An 18,500-nucleotide genomic window follows, 5' to 3' on the forward strand; every position below is an offset into this window, starting at 1 on the left:
GGGGCTTTTTATTCAATGGGTTAGCGGAAGGTTATGAGGTTATGCTTTCAGTCTCGGCGCGGGTGACCTGCTGGGAAATCTCGATGATCTGCTCGCGCATCCAGCGGTTGGCCGGGTCCTGGTCGGTGCTTTCGTGCCAGTACAGGTGGGTCTCCAGGGCTGGCACGTCGTTTACCGGCAGCGGCACCTGGTGCAGACCGTGGCGGCGGGCGAAACGCTCGGGCACGGTCATGGCCATGTCGGTGTTGAGCAGTACGCTGCTGGCCATCAGGTAGTGCTGCGAACGCAGGGTCACCTTGCGCTGCAGGCCCATCTTGCCGAGGGATAGGTCGACATAGCCGAGGCCGCTGCGACGGCTGGAGATCTGGATATGGGTCAGCGACAGGTATTCGTCCAGGCTCAGCTTGTCCTTGGCCAGCGGATGGCCGGGGCGCATGGCGCAGATATAGCGGTCTTCCATCAGCTTGACGTGGCGCACCTGTGGGTCGGTGTTCAGTGGAGCATCCACGGCAAAGTCCAGGCGCCCGGCGGCCAGCTCCTTGGTGGTTTCGCGGCGCTTGGCCAGGAAGCTCTCGACCTGCACCATCGGCGCCAGGCGCTTGAGGCGCTGGAACAGCGGCGGCAGGATCACCGTTTCGGTGAGGTCGGTCATGCTGATGCGGTAGGTCTTGTTGGCTTGCAGTGGATTGAACGAGCGACTTTCCTGTACCGACACGCGCAGCAGCTGCAGGGCATTGCGCACCGGGCCGATGATGTTCTGCGCCATGGGCGTGGGCACCATGCCTTGCGCGGTGCGCACAAACAGTGGGTCGTTGAAGGTCTCGCGCAGGCGCGACAGGGCGTTGGACACGGCGGGCTGGGTGATGCCGACGATCTGCCCGGCACGGGTCAGGTTGGCTTCGGTATAGATGGCATCGAAGACGATGAAGAGATTGAGGTCTACCTTGTTCAAGTTCATGGTCCGCTCCGTCGATTCGATGCCAGATCAAGCTTCATCGCATATTGCTTATGAATGTTGATAAGGCAGGAAAATAGCTTAGATAAATCGTGGGTGCTGTTCTAGCATCATTTCCACATCGAAGCCAACCACAAGGTATTCCCATGGATTTCGCCTACTCCCCCAAAGTTCAGGAACTGCGTGAGCGCGTTACCGCCTTCATGGACACCCACGTCTATCCGAACGAAGCCGTGTTCGAAGAGCAGGTCAACGAAGGTGATCGCTGGCAGCCCACGGCGATCATGGAAGAGCTGAAAGCCAAGGCCAAGGCCGAGGGGTTGTGGAACCTGTTCCTGCCGGAGTCCGAATACGGTGCCGGCCTGACCAACATGGAATATGCGCCGCTGGCCGAGATCATGGGCCGCTCGCTGATGGGCTCCGAGCCCTTCAACTGCTCCGCGCCGGACACCGGCAACATGGAAACCCTGGTGCGCTACGCCAGCGAAGCGCAGAAGAAGCAGTGGCTGGAGCCGCTGCTGGCCGGCGAGATCCGCTCCGCCTTCGCCATGACCGAGCCGGGCGTGGCTTCCTCCGATGCCACCAACATGCAGGCCAATGCCGTGCGCGAGGGTGACGAGTGGGTGATCAACGGCCGCAAGTGGTGGACCTCCGGTGCCTGCGACCCGCGCTGCAAGATCATGATCTTCATGGGCCTGACCAACCCGGACGCACCGCGCCACCAGCAGCACTCGATGATCCTGGTACCGACCGACACCCCCGGGGTGAAGATCCTCCGCCCGCTGCCGGTATTCGGCTACGACGATGCCCCGCACGGCCACGCCGAAGTGGTCTTCGAGAATGTCCGCGTACCCTATGAGAACGTGCTGCTCGGCGAAGGGCGCGGCTTCGAGATCGCCCAGGGTCGCCTCGGCCCAGGCCGCATCCACCACTGCATGCGCTCCATCGGCATGGCCGAGCGCGCACTGGAACTGATGTGCAAACGTGCCGTCAGCCGCACCGCCTTCGGCAAGCCGCTGGCACGCTTGGGTGGCAACATTGATCACATCGCCAACTCGCGCATCCAGATCAACCAGGCCCGCCTGCTGACCCTGAATGCCGCGTACATGATGGACACCGTGGGCAACAAGATCGCTGCCAGTGAAATCGCCCAGATCAAGGTGGTGGCACCGAACGTGGCGTTGGATGTGATCGACCGTGCCATCCAGATCCACGGCGGCGCTGGTGTTTCCAACGACACACCGCTGGCTTACTTCTACGCCATGCAGCGCACCCTGCGCCTGGCCGACGGCCCGGACGAAGTACACCGCGCCGCCATCGGCAAGTACGAGATCGGCAAGTACGTACCACGTGATGCGATGAAAGCCAGCCGCTGATCCAGGCTTGGCAATGAACAAGGCCCGCTGATGCGGGCCTTGTTGTTTTCAGGTGGAGCGTGCTCGGGGCGGCTAGCCAGATTGACAGATGGGGCTGCCCCCATTGGATCCCCGCATTCGCGGGGATGACGAGGTATAGGCGGTGCTGCGTGGTCTGCGTCATTCCCGCGTAGGCGGGAATCCAGGCGGTTCAGCCAGCTCGAAGCAACAGGCCGCTCAGCTCGGATGCTCGTCGAGGCTCTCCACCTGAGCCTGCTCACGCAACCAGTCCAGGCGCATATGCAGCTGGGCAGCGAAGGTGCGTGCGGCCAGCTCCTCGTGGAAGCTCAGGGTGTGTCTGCCGAAAGTCACCACCCACAGCGGGCGACCTCGACTTTCGCGTCGTTCGATACGCACATTCGCCATCAGGAATCACCCCGGCGGTTGCGGGTCTTGAGCAGCGACAGCAATACGCCACCGGCCAGCAGGCCAAACGTCACGCCAAGCGAGAGCAGGGCGGGAAGCTTGCCGATCCAGCCGTGCAGGAAGATCTTGCCGCCGATGAAGATCAGCACCAGCGCCAGGGTGTACTTCAGGTAGATAAAGCGGTGCATCAGCGCAGCCAGGGCGAAGTACAACGAGCGCAGGCCGAGGATGGCGAAGATGTTCGAGGTGTAGACGATGAACGGGTCCTGGGTGATGGCGAACACCGCCGGCACGCTGTCCACGGCGAACACCAGGTCGGCCAGTTCGATCAGCACTAGGGCCAGCAAGAGCGGTGTGGCGTAGAGCAGGGGACGGTCGCTGCCGGGTGGCCGCCTGTGCGTGAAGAAATGCCCCTCATGCAGCTCATCGGTGACGCGGATATGCCGGCGCAGGAAACGCAGCAAGGGATTCTGCGCGAGGTCAGGGTGATGCTCTTCGCGGCTGAGCATCATCTTTACCCCGGTGAACAACAGAAAGGCGCCGAAGAGGTAGAGAATCCAGTCGAAGCGCTGCACCAGCGCCGTGCCCAACCCGATCATGATCGCCCGCAGCACGATGACACCGAGGATGCCCCAGAACAGCACCCGGTGCTGGTAGCGCCGGGGAATGCCGAAGAAGCCGAAGATCATCGCCATGACGAACACGTTGTCCATCGACAGCGATTGTTCGACGAGAAAGCCGGTGTAGAACTCCAACGCGCTCTGCGCGCCGAGTTCATGCCAGACCCACAGGCCGAACAACACACCAACGCCGAAGTAGCCGCTGTACAGCAGCAGGCTTTCGCGCATCTCGATCTCGTGCTGGTCGCGGTGCAGGATGCCGAGGTCGAACACCAGCAGGGCGATGACGATGCCGAGGAAGCTCAGCCACAACCAGGTAGCCGTGCCGAGCAGGGGCATGCTGAGGAATTCGAGCAACTGATCCATAGGCCCTCCGTCGCTGTCGGTCAGACAGTGACTCCGACATCGCGGCGAGAGTTCGCCGCCAGAGGGGCCCGGCGTCACTGGCGGCCGCCTTGCGCGGCCGTCCATGAATAAGGCTAGAGCGATTCCTGGGGCTCGGCAATTGTGGGCGTGTGCCGCCGCTAATCTATGGGAGAGGCTGTCCGAGGATCAGGCCCGGAGGAACTTGAGCGTGCCAGCGGGTATCTGTGGAGCGGCTGGGCGGCACTCCGCTTCAGCCGCGATACAGGCGACGCGGAGAAGCGGCTTGGCTCCGTCATCGCGGCTAAAGCCGCTCCCACTCAATACACCCAGACCTCGACGCGGCGGTTCTTCAGGCGTCCGTCGTCGCCATCGTTGGCGGCTACCGGCATCTGTTCGCCGAGGCCGGTGATCTCGCGGAAGATCACGCCGCCCTTGGACAGGTCCCGGCGCACGGCCATGGCGCGCAGCTTGGACAGCAGCGCGGCGCGCTCCGGGTCGCTCTTCACGTCCCCGAAACCGACCAGCACCACCTTGCTGCGCAGCTTGTCGTGCTCCTCGAGGTAGTCCAGCACGCGGCCGATGTCGCGCTGCGCCTTGTTGTCCAGGGTGGCGCTGCCTTCCTGAAAGCGGAAATTCACCGACAGGCGCTGGGCCTCGTTGGCCAGCTTGCGATAGTCCTCGGGCATTTTCTGGCTGGCCGTAACCTTGATTGCCTGCACTGTCTGCGCAATGAAACCGTTCTTCTCGACGATGGCCTGGCCGGCCGGGCTGTGGGCGAACTGCACCAGCGAACGTACCCATTCGTTGGGGGTATTCGGCGGGCTGTAGAGGAACAGGCGCCGTGACAGCGGGTAATCCTCGGTGGCGATCAGCGTGGCCGTCGGTGGCATCGGCTGCGACTCGCCATCGGCAATAGCCAGTGCCTTGCTCTGCCGCACATAGGGCAGGCCGATGAAACCGATGCCGTGCGGGTCCTGGCTGACCAGGTCGGAAAGCTGGTCGCTCGACTCGAAACGCTTGGCGTTCGCCGCCAGGCTCTTGCCGTGGGCGGTCAGCACCAGTTCCTTGAAGGTGTCGTAGGTACCGGACTTGTCGTCGCGAGCGTACACCGTGATAGCGCCCGGAGCACCGCCGAGCTCGGACCAGTCGCGAGCCTCACCGGAGAAGGCCTTGGCCAGTTGTTCGGTGGTCAGCGAGGTCAGTGGATTCTGTGGATTGACGATGATGGCCAGGCCGTCGATGGCGATCACCTGTTCGCCGTCCACGCCTTGCAAGTCGCCGAGGCTTTGCAGCGCCGCCGCTTCGCTGGCCTTGATCGGGCGCGAGGCGGCGGCCAGGTCGGCGCTGCCATCCTGCAGGGCGACGAAACCGGTGCTCGAGCCGTGGGCCGCGACCTGGACCTGCAGGGTGCGGCCGAGTTTGTCTTCGGCCTTCACCAGCTGCTCGTTTTCCGCACCAGCGGGCACGACGCGGATATTGCTGAACCCCTGGCTCTGGAACAGACCGCTGATCAACGCCGGCCCCAGCTTGGCGCCAATGGTGTTGGAGCCCTGGATGCGCATCAGCGTGGTGGGCTCGGCGGCGAACACCGACCAGGGCAGGGCATAGAGGATGAAACAGAGGATGATCCAGGTGCAGGCCTGGCTCAGGAGGGGGCGATCACTGGCTGGCAGGGCGCGCGACATTTAGCAGACACCTTATTCCGTGGGTGAGCTGGCGTGCCGGGGCGGCACGGGCGTTCGGGTGCGCGCAGAATAAGAAGGAATGGTTACGGAAAGATGACGAGGCGCAGCAAGAGGCCCTTGCCAGAGCTGCGCGCGTTATTTCTTCCGTGTTGACTCAGGCAGTTTCCGTTCTGGCCTGCTCGTCCGGGGCGTACTGGCTGATGACAACCCGATTGCGTCCCGATTCCTTGGCCTGATACAGGACACGATCGGCGCTCAGCAACAGCTCGTCGATGTCGGCTGGCGGCTGCAAGGCCACAACCGCACCAATGCTGACTGTGGATTGCACATGTTGGCCATCCTCCAGGCTGATCGGGGCATTGGCGTAGTCCGTGCGGATGCGCTCGGCAATCGCCAGAGCCTGGTTGTGCGAGCAGCCAGGCAGCAGCAGGGCAAATTCCTCACCGCCCAGACGGGCCAGGGCGTCTCCGTCGCGCAGACCGTGACTGGCGAGGCGGGCGAAGGCTTGCAGTACCAGGTCGCCAGTGGCATGGCCGTAGGTGTCGTTGATGCGCTTGAAATGGTCGATGTCGAACATCAGCAGCGCTAGCGGTCGATTGGGGGATAGTTGCCTGGCCTGCTCATAGAAAGCCCAGCGATTGAGCAGGCCGCTGAGTTGGTCATGCGACGCCATGTACTGCATACGCTGCAGCAATTGGTTGCGCACAGCCATTACGCTGGCCACCGTCAGTGGCGCGAAAGCCAGCAAGGTGATGCCGAGACGCAAGGAAAGCAGCACGGGGTGCGAATTCATATCGAACGGCGCTAGCGGAATGCCAACGACAGCCAGCACGACGAGCAAGCTGCTGGTGAAGGCAAAAGTCAGCAAGGCCGTTGTGAAGACGCTATAGCTCAATGCGCACCACAGCAGCGCCGGAACGGGGAAGGCCAGTGCGCCGGGACCGCCCACCATCAGGCAGAGCACGCCGAATACCACCAGGCTGACAGCAGGCAGGGCATGCAACAACCGCTGCCTTGAAGTGAGCAGCCTCTGCCGCCGGTCTTTCAGGCGCTCGGGCCAGTCCGGCATGGTGAGCAGCACCGGCAATATCGCGATGTAGTTGACCAGTTCGGTAACGAACCAGAACGTCAGGCCCGAGAAAGGAGTGCCATCAAACAGCAGGGGGTCGATGATTGCGCCAACCAACCCGGATGCCAGGGAGGCAAGCGTTACAGCCAGCGCCAGATAAGGCACCGAGAGCGGGCTGCGCAGGGAACGGTGTTCCTCACTAAGGCGCGACAACAGCAGATACGCGCTGACCACCCCGGCCAGGTTGGCCAGCGTGAGCATCAGGGTCTTGAGGGGTGCACCGCCGGTGATGCTGTCGGCAATCACATAGGCCGCTACGCCACCCAGCCAGCCAGCGGGCCTGGCCAGTTGCGGGTAACGCACCATCAGGCCGAGCAACAAGGCATTGGCGGGCCAGATGGTTGCCAGGTGGCCCAGCGGGCGGGTGGCAATACCCAGTAGGCAGGCTGTCAGAACCAGCAGGCAGACCAGGCTGGCGATTTTCAGGTCGGCTGACCAGGCTTGCCTGGTAGTGGCGCTCTCCAAGATCTACTCCATCTGGCCTGGCCAGTAACTTCACTTCCTGCCAGGAACTGGCACAACGCTCAGTCTAGCTCCAGCCAGATCGGCGCATGGTCGGAGGGTTTCTCCATGCCGCGTAGCTCGTAGTCGATGCCGGCATCCTTGAAGCGCGCCTGCAGCGGCTGGCTGGCGAGGATCACGTCGATGCGCAGGCCGCGCTTGGGCTCGTCCTCGAAGCCGCGGCTGCGGTAGTCGAACCAGCTGAAGCGGTCGTTCACCGCCGGATTGAGGTGGCGGAAGCTGTCTACCAGGCCCCAGCCCTTGAGGGTGGCCAGCCACTCGCGCTCCTCCGGCAGGAAGCTGCACTTGCCGGTCTTCAGCCAGCGCAGGCGGTTGGGCTCGCCGATACCGATGTCGCAGTCTTCCGGGGAAATATTGATGTCGCCCATCACCACCAGCGCCTGGCTCGGGTCGAAGCGCTCGACCAGCAGCTGCTGCAGGTCGGCATAGAAACGCTGCTTGGCCGGGAACTTCATGGGGTGGTCGCGGCTTTCGCCCTGGGGAAAGTAGCCGTTCATCACGGTCACCGGGTTGCCCTGAGCGTCGGCGAAGGTGCCGTAGATGAAACGGCGCTGGGCATCTTCTTCATCACCGGGGAAGCCCTTGTGCAGCTCCAGCGGCGCCTGGCGCGAAAGCAGGGCGACGCCGTAATGGCCCTTCTGGCCGTGGTAGTGCACGTGGTAGCCGAGCTGGCGGATCTCGTCCGCCGGGAACTGTGGGTCATCGACCTTGGTTTCCTGCAGGCCGATCACGTCCGGCTGGTGTTTCTCGATCAAGGCCTGCAACTGATGAGGGCGGGCGCGCAGGCCATTGATATTGAAAGAAACGATCTTCATGAGAGGCACCGACAGATAAGAAAGGGCCGATGCTAGCCCAGCGCCGGGGCGACGGCCAGCGCCTGGCGGGGGCAGGGCGGCGGTGCTAACGTGGCAGCTGACCCGTAAAACCCTATAACAAATGAGGTCAGCCCGATGCCCCATCGCACCGCCGAAGTTCGCCTGCTCGATCACGGTTACGCCCGCGAGGCCCGCTCGCTGCTGTATCACGCCTATCGCCACGACCCGACCTTCGCCTACCTGTTCGAAAGCGAGCGCCCCGGCTTCGATCAGCGCGTACGCGCCACGGTGCGCGAGCTGGTGCAGCAGCATTTCCTGCAGGATCAGCCAGCCATCGGCCTGCTGATTGAGGAGCGCCTGGTGGGTATCGCCCTGATCGCGCCGCCGCAGCGGCGTCTGGATATCACCGAGAGCTGGGCCTGGCGCCTGCGCATGCTGATGACCACCGGCTTTCGCTGCACCAAACGCTACCTGGAGTACCACGACGCGGTGCTGGCCTGCCTGCCGCCCGGCCCCTACCACGTGCTGCCGCTGCTGGGCGTGCATCCGCAGTTCCAGGGGCAGCACCTGGGCGAGCAGTTGCTCGCCGCCCTGCATGACTGGTGTGCCGAGGATGCCGGCTCGCAAGGCGTCGTGCTGGATACCGGCAACCCGCATTACCTGGAGTTCTACCAGCGCCAGGGCTACCAGGAAATCGGTGAGGTGGCGGTTGGGCCGATCCGCGAGCATGTGTTCTTCCATCCCAACCCGCAACCGGCCAGGCAGGCCAGCGCCTGAACGCACGCTTGCCGTGGCAGTACCGTACGGTCACACTGGCCGGCATTTCTCCCGCTGGGTGCCGTGACCCCGGCATAACACACAGAAGGAACTCGCCAATGGCTCAAGTAACCCTCAAAGGCAACCCCATCCAGGTCGAAGGTCAGCTGCCGCAGGCCGGCCAACAGGCCCCGGCTTTCACCCTGGTGGCCAACGACCTGTCCGACGTGACCCTGGCCAGCCTGGCCGGCAAGCGCAAGGTGCTGAACATTTTCCCCAGCGTCGACACCCCGACCTGCGCTACTTCGGTGCGCAAGTTCAACACCGAGGCCAGCGGCCTGGCCAACACCGTGGTGCTGTGCATCTCCGCCGACCTGCCGTTCGCCCAGGCACGCTTCTGCGGTGCCGAAGGCCTGGCGAATGTGATCAACCTGTCGACCATGCGCGGCGCCAGCTTCCTCAAGGACTACGGCGTGTCCATCGGCAACGGCCCGCTGGCCGGCATTGCCGCCCGTGCCGTGGTGGTACTGGACGAGAACGACAAGGTGCTGCATAGCGAGCTGGTTGGTGAGATCGCCGACGAGCCCAACTACGCCGCCGCGATTGCCGTACTGAAGTAATTTGGGGCTGCTGCGCGTCGGAAAAACTGCGTTGGATGCGGCTTCGGAGTGCTCACTTACTACTTGTAAGCTGCGCTTCCTCAGTCACATCTGCCTGGTTTTTCTCTAGCTCGCGAGCCCCAACGGCTTGATTGCAGAAACGGCCTGCCTGGTGCAGGCCGTTGTCGTTTTTAAATTTCCAACTTCTTGTTACGTCAAAGAAGGGTAAAAAGGCGGTAAAGACCCTTTGCCTGGTTGCTGGGAGTACTTATCGTTCATCCTCCCCAGGAAAGTGATCCCGCACCATGCCCGATTTCTCCAAGTTCCCCCGCATCTCCCGCTTTTGGTGGGTTGCCCTGGCCATTCTGCTTGCCGCTCTGCTGTTGTGGCGGCTGCTGCCTGGCGGCGAGCCCGAGTCAAAGGGCAAGGGACCATTCGGCCCCTGGGATGGCCCGGTGCCGGTGCGCCTGACCAAGGTGACACGCGGCGACTTCAATGTCGAACTCAAGGCACTGGGTACCGTCACTGCGCTCAACACGGTGAACGTGCGCTCGCGGGTGGACGGCGAGCTGGTCAAGGTGCTGTTCGAGGAGGGGCAACTGGTCAAGGCGGGCGACCTGCTGGCACAGATTGATCCTCGCCCGTATGAGGTGGCGCTGCTGCAAGCCCAAGGCACGTTGGCGCAGAACCAGGCGCAGCTGAAGAATGCCGAAATCGACCTGGCCCGTTATCAGGGCCTGTACGCCGAGGACAGCATCGCCAAGCAGACCCTCGACACCCAGGTAGCCCTGGTCGGCCAGTACCGTGGCACGGTCAAGAGCAACCAGGCCGCCGTCGCCGAGGCCCGCCTCAATCTCGACTTCACCCGCATCCGCGCGCCGATCGCCGGGCGTCTTGGCCTGCGCCAGGTGGATGTTGGCAACCTGATCAGCAGTGGCGATACCACGCCGCTGGTGGTGATCACCCAGGTCGAACCCATCGCGGTCAACTTCACCCTGCCGGAGAAGGATCTGCCGCCGGTGCTGGCCAAGGTGCGCGCCAGCCAGCGTCTGCAGGTCGAGGCCTGGGATCGTGATGAGCGCACGCTGCTCAGCGAGGGCGTGCTGCACAGCCTGGACAACCAGATCGATGTGGCCACCGGCACGGTCAAGATCAAGGCGCGTTTCGAGAATGCCGGCGAGAGCCTGTTCCCCAACCAGTTCGTCAACGTGCGTCTGCGTGTGGATACCCGCCAGCAGGCCACCCTGATTCCCTCCGCGGCCGTGCAGTACGGTGCGCGCGGCACCTTCGTCTTCGTCCTGGGCGACGATGACAAGGTGCAGGTCCGCGACATCAAGGTTGGCGCCAGCGACGGCGCGACCAGTCTGATCGATTCGGGCGTCAAGGCCGGCGAGCGCCTGGTGCTGGAAGGCACCGACAAACTCAAGGAAGGCAGCCAGGTACAGGTGATCGGTGAAGAGCCGGGCGCCCTGGCACAGCCTGGCTCCAAGGCCGAGCAGAAGCAGGGCGCATGAACACTTCTCGCCTGTTCATTCTGCGGCCGGTCGCCACCACGCTGCTGATGGTGGCAATCTTCCTCGCCGGTCTGATCGCCTACCGCCTGCTGCCAGTGTCGGCGCTGCCGGAGGTCGACTATCCGACCATCCGCGTGCTTACCCTGTACCCGGGCGCCAGCCCGCAGGTGACCACCAGTTCGGTGACCGCGCCGCTGGAGCGCCAGTTCGGTCAGATGCCGGGCTTGCAGCAGATGTCCTCGGCCAGCTCCGGCGGCGCCTCGGTGATCACCCTGCGCTTCAGCCTGGAAGTTGACCTGGAAGTGGCCGAACAGGAAGTGCAGGCGGCGATCAACGCGGCCAGCAACCTGCTGCCCAGCGACCTGCCGGCGCCGCCGGTGTACAACAAGGTCAACCCGGCCGATACGCCCGTGCTGACCCTGGCGATTCGGTCCAGCACGCTGCCGCTGACCGAAGTGCATGATCTGATCGACACCCGCATGGCGCAGAAGATCTCCCAGATCAGCGGCGTCGGGCTGGTCAGCCTGGCTGGCGGCCAACGCCCGGCCGTGCGCATCAAGGTCAACCCGGAGGCCCTCGCCAGCCACGGCCTCAACCTGTCCGATGTGCGCACACTGATCACCGCGCAGAACGTCAACCAGCCCAAGGGCAACTTCGACGGCCCGACCCGCGTCTCGCAGCTGGATGCCAACGACCAGCTCAAGTCCGCCAGCGAATACCGCGGCCTGATCCTCAAGTACGAAAACGGCGCCGCCCTGCGTCTGCAGGATGTCGCCACCGTGGTCGATGGCGCCGAGAACGAACGCCTGGCCGCCTGGGCCGACCGCAACGAGACGGTGCTGCTGACCATCCAGCGCCAGCCTGGCGCCAACGTCATCGAAGTAGTCGACCGCATCCAGGCGCTGCTGCCGCAGATCACCGCGTCGTTGCCGGCCAGCCTGGAAGTGCAGGTGCTCACCGACCGCACCCAGACCATCCGCGCGGCGGTCAAGGACGTGCAGTTCGAGCTGCTGCTGGCCATCGCCCTGGTGGTGCTGGTGACCTTCCTGTTCCTGCGCAAGCTGTCCGCCACCATCATTCCATCCATCGCCGTGCCGCTGTCGCTGATCGGCACCTTCGGCGTGATGTACCTGGCCGGCTTTTCGATCAACAACCTGACGCTGATGGCCCTGACTATCGCCACCGGCTTCGTGGTCGACGATGCCATCGTCATGCTGGAGAACATCGCCCGTCATCTGGAGGAGGGCGAGACACCGTTCAACTCGGCGCTCAAGGGTGCCAAACAGATCGGCTTCACTTTGATTTCGCTGACCTTCTCGCTGATCGCCGTGCTGATTCCACTGCTGTTCATGGCCGATGTCGTGGGCCGCCTGTTCCGCGAGTTCGCCATCACCCTGGCGGTGGCCATCCTGATTTCCCTGGTGGTGTCGCTGACCCTGACGCCGATGATGTGCGCGCGCCTGCTCAAGGCCGAGAAGGACGAGGAGCAGGGCCGCTTCTACCAGGCCGCGGGTGCCTTTATCGACGACCTGATCGCCCGCTACGCCGTGGGCCTGCAATGGGTGCTGCGCTACCAGGGCCTGACCCTGCTGGTGGCCATCGGCACTCTGGCGCTGACCGTGCTGCTGTACCTGGCGGTACCCAAGGGCTTCTTCCCGGTGCAGGACACCGGGGTGATCCAGGGCATCTCCGAGGCGCCGCAGAGCATTTCCTTCGGTGCCATGAGCGAACGCCAGCAGCGCCTGGCCGAGGTCATCCTGCGCGACCCGGATGTGGCCAGCCTGTCGTCCTATATCGGCGTGGACGGCGACAATCCGACGCTGAACAGCGGACGCCTGCTGATCAACCTCAAGCCGCATGCCGAGCGTGACGTTACCGCCAGCGAAGTGATCGAGCGCCTGCGCCCGGCGCTGGCCCAGGTGCCGGGCATTGCCCTGTACCTGCAGCCGGTGCAGGACCTGACCATCGAGGACCGGGTCAGCCGCACCCAGTTCCAGTTCAGCCTGGAGTCGCCGGACAACGCCCTGCTGGAAGAGTGGACGCCGAAGCTGGTGAGCGCCCTGGGCGAGCGCCCGGAGCTGCGAGATGTGGCCAGCGACCTGCAGAACCGTGGCCTGCAGGTATTCCTCAGCATTGACCGCGACGCCGCTTCGCGCCTGGGCGTGAGCGTCGGCGACATCGACGATGCGCTATACGACGCCTTCGGCCAGCGTCAGATTTCCACCATCTTCACCCAGGCCAGCCAGTACCGCGTGGTGCTGGAAAGCGCCGGCGCCGGCGAAATCGGGCCCAAGGCGCTGCAGCGCATTCATGTTGCCACCGCCAGTGGCGGCCAGGTGCCGCTGGCCTCGCTGGCGCGCATCGAGGAGCGTCCGGCCACGCTGCTGGTCAACCATATCGGCCAGTTCCCGGCGGTGACCCTGTCGTTCAATCTGGGCGAAGGCGTTTCCCTGGGCCAGGCGGTAGCGGTGATCGAGCAGGTACAACGCGACATCGGCCTGCCGATTGCCATCCAGAGCAAGTTCCAGGGCGCCGCAGAGGCCTTCCGCGCCTCGCTGAGCTCGACCCTGCTACTGATCCTGGCCGCCATCGTCACCATGTACATCGTGCTGGGCGTGCTCTACGAGAGCTACATACACCCGATCACCATCCTCTCGACGCTGCCCTCGGCCGGGGTCGGCGCGCTGCTGGCGCTGCTGCTGACCGGCAACGACCTGGGCCTGATCGCCATCATCGGCATCATCCTGCTGATCGGCATCGTCAAGAAAAACGCCATCATGATGATCGACTTCGCCCTGGAGGCCGAGCGGCAGCAGGGCATGGCGCCCGAGGCGGCGATCTATCAGGCGGCATTGCTGCGTTTCCGGCCGATCCTGATGACCACCCTGGCCGCGCTGTTCGGTGCCATTCCGCTGATGCTTGCCTCCGGTTCGGGCGCCGAACTGCGCCAGCCGCTGGGCCTGGTGATGGTGGGCGGCCTGCTGCTCAGCCAGGTGCTGACGCTGTTCACCACCCCGGTGATCTACCTGGCCTTCGATCGGCTGTCGCGGCGCCTGCTGGGGCGCAGTGCGGCGGGAGTGGCGGCGTGAGCGGGAAGGTCTTCTGTGGGAGCGGCTTAAGCCGCGATAGCGTGTTCGTCTGCGTACCTGCATTGCGGCTTAAGCGGGGTGCCGCCCAGCCGCTCCCACATGGGCGCTGCGCATGAACCTCTCGGCGCCCTTTATCCGCCGCCCGGTCGCGACCCTGCTGCTGAGCCTGGCTATTGTCCTGCTGGGCCTGGTGAGCTTTCGCCTGCTGTCGGTGGCGCCGCTGCCGAACATGGACTTCCCGGCCATCGTGGTGCGCGCCAGCCTGCCCGGTGCCAGCCCGCAGACCATGGCGTCGAGCGTGGCCACGCCACTGGAGCGTTCGCTCGGCACCATCGCCGGCATCAGCGAGATGACCAGCCGCAGCAGCCAGGGCAGCACGCAGATCGTCATCCTGTTCAATATCGGCCGCAACGTCGACGCCGCCGCCCGCGAGGTGCAGGCCGCCATCAATGCCGCGCGCAACCTGCTGCCCAGCGGTATGCGCAGCATGCCGACCTACAAGAAGTTCAACCCGTCGCAGGCGCCGATCATGGTGCTGTCGCTGACCTCGCCGCTGCTGGACAAGAGCCAGCTGTACGACCTGGGTTCCACGGTGATTGCGCAAAAACTTGCACAGGTGCAGGGTGTGGGCGAGATCCAGATCGGTGGCAGCTCGCTGCCCGCCGTACGGGTGGAATTGGAGCCGCGCCTGCTCGACCAGTACGGTGTGGCCCTGGATGAAGTGCGCAGCGCCATCGACGCCGCCAACCGTGACCGGCCCAAGGGCGACGTGGCCGATGCCGACCGCCAGTGGCAGATCCAGGCCAACGACCAGATGAAGAAGGCCGCGCAGTACCAGGACCTGATCATCCGTTATCAGAACAACGCCGCCGTGCGCCTCGGCGACGTGGCCACGGTGCGCGATTCGGTGGAGAACCGCTACAACGCGGGCTTCTACAACGACGACAAGGCCGTGCTGCTGGTGGTCAACCGCCAACCGGGCGCCAACATCATCCAGACCATCGAGGACATCCGCGCCGAACTGCCGGCGCTGGAAGCGCTGATGCCGGCCAGCGCCAAACTGGAGGTGGCGATGGACCGCTCGCCGGTAATCCGCGCCAGCCTGCATGAGGCCGAGCGCACGCTGCTGATTGCCGTCGGCCTGGTGATTCTGGTGGTGTTCCTGTTCCTCGGTCGCTGGCGTGCCGCGTTGATCCCGGCGCTGGCGGTGCCGGTATCGCTGATTGGCTGCTTCGCCGTCATGTACCTGCTGGATTTTTCCCTGAACAACCTGTCGCTGATGGCGCTGATCATTTCCACCGGCCTGGTGGTGGACGACGCCATCGTCGTTTTGGAGAACATCTCGCGGCATATCGAGGCCGGCGAGAAACCGCTGGCGGCAGCCTTCAAGGGCACCCAGGAAGTAGGCTTCACCCTGCTGTCGATGAACCTGTCGCTGGTGGCGGTGTTTCTCTCCATCCTGTTCATGGGCGGTATCGTCGGCAGCCTGTTCCGCGAGTTCGCCATCACCCTGACGGCGGCGATCCTGATCTCCATGGCCGTGTCGCTGACGCTCACACCCATGCTCTGCGCCCGTTGGCTCAAGGCCGATGAGCAGGCGCGCGAGGCTGGTCGGGTGGCGCAGTGGGGCGCGCGGGTGCAGAAGCGCGTGCTGGCCGCTTACGGCCGTGGCCTGGACTGGGCCCTGCGCCATTCGCGGCTGACCCTGTTCAGCCTGCTGCTGACCATCATCGGCAACGTCTACCTGTTCGTCGTGGTGCCCAAGACCTTCATGCCAGAGCAGGATACCGGCCAGCTGATCGGCTTCGTGCGCGGCGACGATGGTCTGTCATTCCAGCGCATGCAGCCGAAGATGGAAGAGTTCCGCCGCGGCCTGCTCAAGGACCCGGCGATTCACAGCGTGGCCGGCTTCATCGGCGGCGACAGTGGCATCAACAATGCCTTTCTGGTGATCCGCCTCAAGCCGATTGCCGAGCGCGAGCAGTCTTCCAAGCAGGTGATCGACCGGCTCCGCGCCGAGATGCCCAAGGTGCCGGGGGCGCGATTGATGCTGATGGCGGACCAGGACCTGCAGTTCGGTGGCCGCCAGGGGCGCAGCTCGGAGAACGAGTACGTGTTGCTCGCCAGCGAACTCGATCTGCTCAACCAATGGCTACCCAAGGTACGCGATGCGCTGGCCAGCCTGCCCGAGCTGACCGATATCGACGCCAAGGAGGGCGAAGGCGCCCAGCAGATCACTCTGGTGGTCGACCGTGCCACGGCCCAACGCCTGGGTGTGGATATGGCCATGATCGGCAGCGTGCTGAACAACGCCTTCAGCCAGCGGCAGATATCCACCATCTACGAGAGCCTCAACCAGTACAGCGTGGTCATGGAGATCAATCCCAAGTACGCGCAGTACCCCGAGGCACTGGACCAGATCCAGGTGATCAGCGCCGACGGCGCGCGCGTGCCGCTGTCCGGTTTCGCCCACTGGCAGCGCAGCCTGGAGGATGACCGGGTCCAGCACCAGGGCCAGTTCGCCGCCGAGAGCATCGGCTACTCCCTGGCGCCGGATGTGACTCAGGAACAAGCCAATGCGGCGATTCAACGGGCGGTGGCGCAAGTAAACCTGCCGACCGAGGTGCAGGGCCTGCTCGGCGGCACCGGCGGGCAGTTCGAGAAGGAGGCTCAGGGCCAGCCGCTGATGATCCTGCTGGCCCTGCTGGTGGTGTACATAGTGCTGGGCATCCTCTACGAGAGCTACATCCACCCGCTGACCATTCTTTCCACCTTGCCCTCGGCGGGCGTCGGCGCCTTGCTGGCGATCCTGCTCACCGGCGGCCAGTTCAGCCTGATCTCGCTACTTGGCCTGTTCCTGCTGATCGGCGTGGTGAAGAAGAACGCCATCCTGATGATCGACCTGGCGCTGGAGCTGGAGCGCGAACAGAAGCTCAGCCCGCAGGAATCGATCCGCGAGGCCTGCCTGCTGCGTTTCCGCCCGATCATGATGACCACCCTGGCTGCCATGCTCGGCGCGCTGCCGTTGCTGCTGGGCCAGGCCGAGGGCGCCGAGATGCGCAGCCCGCTGGGCCTGGCCATCGTCGGTGGGCTGGTGCTCAGCCAGTTGCTCACGCTGTTCACCACGCCCGTGGTCTACCTCTATCTCGACCGTCTGCGCCACCGGGTCAACCGCTGGCGCGGCGTACGCAGTGACGCTGCTCTGGAAACCCCGCTATGACGTCTGCATTGCCTCGCGTTTCGACTTTTCTGCTTGCCCTGACTCTGGCTGGCTGCGCCGTCGGCCCCGATTACCTGCGCCCGGCTAGTGCGCCGTCGGCCGAGTTCAAGCAGGCCGCCGGCTGGAAGTCGGCGGCTCCGGCCGACACCGCGCTGCGCACCGACTGGTGGACGTTTTACGACGATGCCGAGCTGAATGCGCTTGTGGAGAGGCTCAATGCCAACAACCAGACCCTGGCCAGCGCTGAGGCGCAGTATCGCCAGGCCAAGGCCCTGGTGCGCGGCGCGCGGGCGGCGTTCTTCCCCAGCGTCGGGCTGAACGCCGGCGTCACCCGCGCCGGACAGGGTGGTGGCGACAGCACCATTGGCACCACCGGCGGCGTGAGTGTCAGCGGTGGGGGCACCTCTACCGTTTCCAAGAGCTATGAGGCCAGCCTCGGGGTGAGCTGGGAGCTGGACCTGTGGGGCAAGCTGCGCCGCCAGCTGGAGTCCGAGCGCGCCGGCCTCGATGCCAGTGCCGCCGACCTGGCCGCTGTGCGCCTCAGCCAGCAGTCCGAGCTGGTGCAGAACTACCTGCAACTGCGTGTGCTCGATCAGCAGAAACGCCTGCTCGACGCGACCGTAGCGGCCTACAAAGAGGCCTACCGCATCGCCGAAAACCAGTACAAGGCCGGCATAGTGCCCAAGTCCGATGTCACCCAGGGGCTGACCCAGCTCAAGGGCACCGAGGCCGAGGCGGTGGATCTGGAGTACCAGCGTGCCCAGCTGGAACACGCCATCGCCGTGCTGGTCGGCGTGGCGCCGTCCGAGTTCGAACTGGCGGTGCGTGAGGAAATTCCGGCGCTGCCCGGCGTGCCGGTAAGCCTGCCGTCGACCCTGCTGGAGCGTCGTCCGGACGTGGCCGCCGCCGAACGCCGGGTGATGGCCGCCAATGCCGAGATCGGCGTGGCCGAGGCCGCCTATTACCCCGAGCTGAGCCTGTCCGCCACCGGCGGCTACCGCAGTGGCGGCCTGGATGACTGGATCAGCACGCCGAATCGCTTCTGGTCCATCGGCCCGTCGTTCGCCCTGAACCTGTTCGACGGTGGCCTCATCCGCTCCCAGGTCGAGCAGGCCGAGGCCAGCTACGACCAGACCGTGGCCGACTACCGGCAGACCGTGCTGGACAGCTTCCGTGAAGTAGAGGATTACCTGGTGCAACTGGCCGTGCTGGAGCGCGAGGCCGGGGTGCAGCAGGAGGCGCTGGACGCCGCCCGCGAATCGCTGCGCCTGCTGCTCAACCAGTACAAGGCCGGCACCGTGGAGTTCACTGATGTGGTCAACGTGCAGACCACCGCGCTGAGCAACGAGCGTACCCGCCTGACCCTGCAGGGCAGCCGCCTGACCGCCAGCGTGCAGCTGATCGCGGCACTGGGCGGCGGCTGGCAGCCCGAGGCGCCAGCCGAGTGAT

13 protein-coding genes are annotated in these 18,500 nt (G+C 64.7%); 7 read left to right on the forward strand and 6 right to left on the reverse strand.

The genetic code is table 11. From position 1 onward, the window contains the following. Nucleotides 1-31 precede the first annotated feature (31 nt). The gene (locus tag AYB31_RS06455; RefSeq protein WP_068826954.1) at nt 32-958 is read right to left on the reverse strand and encodes a LysR family transcriptional regulator; all 927 of its coding nucleotides are present in this window, start codon (nt 956-958) and stop codon (nt 32-34) included. A gap of 143 nt (nt 959-1,101) precedes the next feature. Between AYB31_RS06455 and AYB31_RS06460 the strand changes: the two genes are divergently transcribed. Then, a complete protein-coding gene (locus AYB31_RS06460; RefSeq protein WP_068826955.1) occupies nt 1,102-2,331 on the forward strand; it encodes an acyl-CoA dehydrogenase in 1,230 nt (409 codons plus the stop codon). Nucleotides 2,332-2,547: 216 nt separating this feature from the next. Here the strand turns inward: AYB31_RS06460 and AYB31_RS06465 are convergent, their stop codons facing one another. The 5 genes from AYB31_RS06465 to xthA all read right to left on the reverse strand — a co-directional run bounded on the left by AYB31_RS06465 (nt 2,548) and on the right by xthA (nt 7,873). Continuing rightward, on the reverse strand, nt 2,548-2,736 hold the full coding sequence (locus AYB31_RS06465) for a hypothetical protein (RefSeq protein ID WP_068826957.1): 189 nt from the start codon (nt 2,734-2,736) through the stop codon (nt 2,548-2,550). Then, entirely contained in the window at nt 2,736-3,722 is a 987-nt protein-coding gene (locus tag AYB31_RS06470; protein WP_068826959.1) for a TerC family protein, read from the reverse strand. Before AYB31_RS06470 ends, AYB31_RS06465 begins: the two co-directional genes overlap by 1 nt. Before the next feature lie 317 nt (nt 3,723-4,039). Further along, nucleotides 4,040-5,407, reverse strand: a complete 1,368-nt coding sequence (locus AYB31_RS06475) for a phosphate ABC transporter substrate-binding/OmpA family protein (RefSeq protein ID WP_068826960.1) — start codon at nt 5,405-5,407, stop codon at nt 4,040-4,042. A 154-nt stretch (nt 5,408-5,561) separates the two neighbouring features. Further along, nucleotides 5,562-7,001: a GGDEF domain-containing protein gene (locus tag AYB31_RS06480; RefSeq protein ID WP_082805222.1), complete on the reverse strand. Its 1,440-nt coding sequence runs from the start codon at nt 6,999-7,001 to the stop codon at nt 5,562-5,564. Nucleotides 7,002-7,060: 59 nt separating this feature from the next. Further along, nucleotides 7,061-7,873 carry an exodeoxyribonuclease III gene (gene xthA, locus AYB31_RS06485; protein WP_068826962.1) on the reverse strand — a complete coding sequence of 271 codons (813 nt, stop codon included), beginning with the start codon at nt 7,871-7,873 and terminating at the stop codon, nt 7,061-7,063. A 135-nt stretch (nt 7,874-8,008) separates the two neighbouring features. Between xthA and AYB31_RS06490 the strand changes: the two genes are divergently transcribed. The 6 genes from AYB31_RS06490 (at nt 8,009) to AYB31_RS06515 (ending at nt 18,499) form a co-directional block, all read left to right on the forward strand. Next, nucleotides 8,009-8,650, forward strand: coding sequence for a GNAT family N-acetyltransferase (locus AYB31_RS06490; protein WP_068826964.1), 642 nt, complete (start codon nt 8,009-8,011; stop codon nt 8,648-8,650). A 98-nt stretch (nt 8,651-8,748) separates the two neighbouring features. Further along, entirely contained in the window at nt 8,749-9,249 is a 501-nt protein-coding gene (gene tpx, locus AYB31_RS06495) for a thiol peroxidase (protein ID WP_068826966.1), read from the forward strand. A 284-nt stretch (nt 9,250-9,533) separates the two neighbouring features. Further along, nucleotides 9,534-10,742, forward strand: a complete 1,209-nt coding sequence (locus AYB31_RS06500; RefSeq protein ID WP_068826968.1) for an MdtA/MuxA family multidrug efflux RND transporter periplasmic adaptor subunit — start codon at nt 9,534-9,536, stop codon at nt 10,740-10,742. Next, nucleotides 10,739-13,831 (forward strand): MdtB/MuxB family multidrug efflux RND transporter permease subunit, encoded by a 3,093-nt coding sequence (locus tag AYB31_RS06505; RefSeq protein ID WP_068826969.1) that lies wholly within the window; start codon nt 10,739-10,741, stop codon nt 13,829-13,831. Before AYB31_RS06500 ends, AYB31_RS06505 begins: the two co-directional genes overlap by 4 nt. Nucleotides 13,832-13,943: 112 nt before the next feature. Then, entirely contained in the window at nt 13,944-17,051 is a 3,108-nt protein-coding gene (locus AYB31_RS06510; RefSeq protein WP_068826971.1) for an efflux RND transporter permease subunit, read from the forward strand. Continuing rightward, nucleotides 17,048-18,499, forward strand: a complete 1,452-nt coding sequence (locus AYB31_RS06515; protein WP_068826973.1) for an efflux transporter outer membrane subunit — start codon at nt 17,048-17,050, stop codon at nt 18,497-18,499. The genes AYB31_RS06510 and AYB31_RS06515 overlap by 4 nt, the downstream gene beginning before the upstream one ends. Nucleotide 18,500: the final 1 nt, after the last annotated feature.

The organism is Pseudomonas sp. BMS12 (assembly GCF_001592875.1).
GTDB lineage: Bacteria > Pseudomonadota > Gammaproteobacteria > Pseudomonadales > Pseudomonadaceae > Aquipseudomonas.

What these genes read in the sequence shown, in the direction of transcription:
- AYB31_RS06490 (WP_068826964.1), top strand. Translation starts at nt 8,009, where the DNA reads ATGCCCCATCGCACCGCCGAAGTTCGCCTGCTCGATCACGGTTACGCC.
- AYB31_RS06465 (WP_068826957.1), bottom strand. Translation starts at nt 2,736, where the DNA reads ATGGCGAATGTGCGTATCGAACGACGCGAAAGTCGAGGTCGCCCGCTG.
- AYB31_RS06475 (WP_068826960.1), bottom strand. Translation starts at nt 5,407, where the DNA reads ATGTCGCGCGCCCTGCCAGCCAGTGATCGCCCCCTCCTGAGCCAGGCC.
- tpx (WP_068826966.1), top strand. Translation starts at nt 8,749, where the DNA reads ATGGCTCAAGTAACCCTCAAAGGCAACCCCATCCAGGTCGAAGGTCAG.
- AYB31_RS06515 (WP_068826973.1), top strand. Translation starts at nt 17,048, where the DNA reads ATGACGTCTGCATTGCCTCGCGTTTCGACTTTTCTGCTTGCCCTGACT.
- AYB31_RS06460 (WP_068826955.1), top strand. Translation starts at nt 1,102, where the DNA reads ATGGATTTCGCCTACTCCCCCAAAGTTCAGGAACTGCGTGAGCGCGTT.
- AYB31_RS06455 (WP_068826954.1), bottom strand. Translation starts at nt 958, where the DNA reads ATGAACTTGAACAAGGTAGACCTCAATCTCTTCATCGTCTTCGATGCC.
- AYB31_RS06510 (WP_068826971.1), top strand. Translation starts at nt 13,944, where the DNA reads ATGAACCTCTCGGCGCCCTTTATCCGCCGCCCGGTCGCGACCCTGCTG.
- AYB31_RS06505 (WP_068826969.1), top strand. Translation starts at nt 10,739, where the DNA reads ATGAACACTTCTCGCCTGTTCATTCTGCGGCCGGTCGCCACCACGCTG.
- AYB31_RS06500 (WP_068826968.1), top strand. Translation starts at nt 9,534, where the DNA reads ATGCCCGATTTCTCCAAGTTCCCCCGCATCTCCCGCTTTTGGTGGGTT.
- AYB31_RS06470 (WP_068826959.1), bottom strand. Translation starts at nt 3,722, where the DNA reads ATGGATCAGTTGCTCGAATTCCTCAGCATGCCCCTGCTCGGCACGGCT.
- xthA (WP_068826962.1), bottom strand. Translation starts at nt 7,873, where the DNA reads ATGAAGATCGTTTCTTTCAATATCAATGGCCTGCGCGCCCGCCCTCAT.